Genomic DNA, 3315 nt, shown 5'->3' with positions numbered 1-3315 from the left:
CTGTGTGGGGGTGGGTGTTGTTGTCGCTCCATCTTGGTGGTGGGGTGTGGTGTTTGTTTTGTGGATAGTGGTTGCGAGCATCTAGCAAGCATGACCTGTTTGGGTTGTGTTTGTTTTGCAATTTTTGTTGTGTGGTTTTTGTGTTTTGTAAGTGTTTAAGGGCGCATGGTGGATGCCTTGGCATCGAGAGCCGATGAAGGACGTGGGAGGCTGCGATATGCCTCGGGGAGCTGTCAACCGAGCGTGGATCCGAGGATGTCCGAATGGGGAAACCCGGCACGAGTGATGTCGTGTCACCCTCCGGTGAATGTATAGCCGGTGGGGAGGTAACGCGGGGAAGTGAAACATCTCAGTACCCGTAGGAGAAGAAAACAAAATGTGATTCCGTGAGTAGTGGCGAGCGAAAGCGGAGGATGGCTAAACCGTATGCATGTGATACCCGGCGGGGGTTGTGTGTGCGGTGTTGTGGGGTCTGTGTTCTCCGGTCCGCCGATCGGGGCAGCAGTCAGAAAAGATCGTGTTAACCGAAGTGGCCTGGGATGGTCTGCCGTAGACGGTGAGAGCCCGGTAGGTGAAAACACGTTCTCTGTTGTCACAGTGTCCCCGAGTAGCAGCGGGCCCGTGGAATCTGCTGTGAATCTGCCGGGACCACCCGGTAAGCCTGAATACTTCTCGATGACCGATAGCGGACGAGTACCGTGAGGGAATGGTGAAAAGTACCCCGGGAGGGGAGTGAAATAGTACCTGAAACCATGTGCCTACAATCCGTCAGAGCCCTCTCTTGTAGTGGGGTGATGGCGTGCCTTTTGAAGAATGAGCCTGCGAGTCACCGGCACGTCGCGAGGTTAACCCGTGTGGGGTAGCCGCAGCGAAAGCGAGTCTGAATAGGGCGTATCACATCCGTTGGGGTGTGTGTAGTGGCGTGTTGTGGACCCGAAGCGGAGTGATCTACCCATGGCCAGGGTGAAGCGCGGGTAAGACCGCGTGGAGGCCCGAACCCACTTAGGTTGAAGACTGAGGGGATGAGTTGTGGGTAGGGGTGAAAGGCCAATCAAACTCCGTGATAGCTGGTTCTCCCCGAAATGCATTTAGGTGCAGCGTTGCGTGTTTCTCACCGGAGGTAGAGCTACTGGATGGCCGATGGGCCCTACTAGGTTACTGACGTCAGCCAAACTCCGAATGCCGGTGAGTGTAAGCGTGGCAGTGAGACGGCGGGGGATAAGCTCCGTGCGTCGAGAGGGAAACAGCCCAGATCGCCGGCTAAGGCCCCAAAGCGTGTGCTAAGTGGAAAAGGATGTGCAGTCGCGAAGACAACCAGGAGGTTGGCTTAGAAGCAGCCACCCTTGAAAGAGTGCGTAATAGCTCACTGGTCAAGTGATTGTGCGCCGATAATGTAGCGGGGCTCAAGCACACCGCCGAAGCCGCGGCAATACGTAAGTATTGGGTAGGGGAGCGTCCTGCATCCGGTGAAGCCACGGAGTGATCCAGTGGTGGAGGGTGTGGGAGCGAGAATGCAGGCATGAGTAGCGATTAGGCAAGTGAGAACCTTGCCCGCCGAAAGACCAAGGGTTCCTGGGCCAGGCCAGTCCTCCCAGGGTGAGTCGGGACCTAAGGCGAGGCCGACAGGCGTAGTCGATGGACAACGGGTTGATATTCCCGTACCCGTGTGTGAGCGTCCCTGATGAATCCATTCTGCTAACCACCCAAATGGTGGGCGATCCGATCCCTTCGGGGAGACGACATCCGCCGGCTGCGTGGGACCCGGGTGGGTAGTAGTCAAGCGATGGGGTGACGCAGGAAGGTAGCCGTACCAGTCAGTGGTAATACTGGGGTAAGCCGGTAGGACGAGATCTAGGCAAATCCGGGTCTCATATAAGTCCGAGAGGTGATGCATAGCCAATTGTGGCGAATTCGGTGATCCTATGCTGTCGAGAAAAGCCTCTAGCGAGCACGCACACGGCCCGTACCCCAAACCGACACAGGTGGTCAGGTAGAGAATACCAAGGCGTACGAGTGAACTATGGTTAAGGAACTCGGCAAAATACCCCCGTAACTTCGGGAGAAGGGGGACCCTCATACCGTCATGGCCTTTACGGCCGGCAGCGGGAGGGGGTCGCAGAAACCAGTGAGAAGCGACTGTTTACTAAAAACACAGGTCCGTGCGAAGTCGCAAGACGATGTATACGGACTGACGCCTGCCCGGTGCTGGAAGGTTAAGAGGACCGGTTAACCCTTCGGGGTGAAGCTGAGAATTTAAGCCCCAGTAAACGGCGGTGGTAACTATAACCATCCTAAGGTAGCGAAATTCCTTGTCGGGTAAGTTCCGACCTGCACGAATGGCGTAACGACTTCTCAACTGTCTCAACCATAGACTCGGCGAAATTGCATTACGAGTAAAGATGCTCGTTACGCGCGGCAGGACGAAAAGACCCCGGGACCTTCACTATAGCTTGGTATTGATGTTCGATGCGGTTTGTGTAGGATAGGTGGGAGACTGTGAAACTCGCACGCCAGTGTGGGTGGAGTCGTTGTTGAAATACCACTCTGATCGTATTGGACCTCTAACTTCGAACCATGAAGCTGGTTCAGGGACAGTGCCTGGTGGGTAGTTTAACTGGGGCGGTTGCCTCCTAAAATGTAACGGAGGCGCCCAAAGGTTCCCTCAACCTGGACGGCAATCAGGTGTTGAGTGTAAGTGCACAAGGGAGCTTGACTGTAAGACTGACACGTCAAACAGGGACGAAAGTCGGGACTAGTGATCCGGCACCCCCGAGTGGAAGGGGTGTCGCTCAACGGATAAAAGGTACCCCGGGGATAACAGGCTGATCTTCCCCAAGAGTCCATATCGACGGGATGGTTTGGCACCTCGATGTCGGCTCGTCGCATCCTGGGGCTGGAGCAGGTCCCAAGGGTTGGGCTGTTCGCCCATTAAAGCGGCACGCGAGCTGGGTTTAGAACGTCGTGAGACAGTTCGGTCTCTATCCGCCGCGCGCGTCAGAATCTTGAGGAAACCTGTCCCTAGTACGAGAGGACCGGGACGGACGAACCTCTGGTATACCAGTTGTTCCACCAGGAGCACGGCTGGATGGCTACGTTCGGACAGGATAACCGCTGAAAGCATCTAAGCGGGAAACCTACTCCAAGACCAGGATTCTCACCCTTTTAGAGGGATAAGGCCCCCCGCAGACCACGGGATCGATAGACCAGACCTAGAAGCACCGCAAGGTGTGCAGGGAACTGGCACTAACCGGCCGAAAACTTACCAACACACACACAACACTGTGTTGCCCGCAACCACACCACATACCACACCCC

Annotated in this window: 1 rRNA gene; it reads left to right on the top strand. The window is 55.9% G+C overall.

Features of this window, described 5'->3' with window-relative positions:
* The first annotated feature begins 145 nt into the window (after positions 1–145).
* A 23S ribosomal RNA gene (locus tag ACZYY4_RS22955) occupies positions 146–3267 on the top strand.
* Positions 3268–3315: the final 48 nt, after the last annotated feature.

Source organism: Mycobacterium sp. IDUB_21, assembly GCF_055419425.1.
Note: the sequence above shows the minus strand (reverse complement) of the source record. Positions and strands in the feature narration are given on the sequence as shown.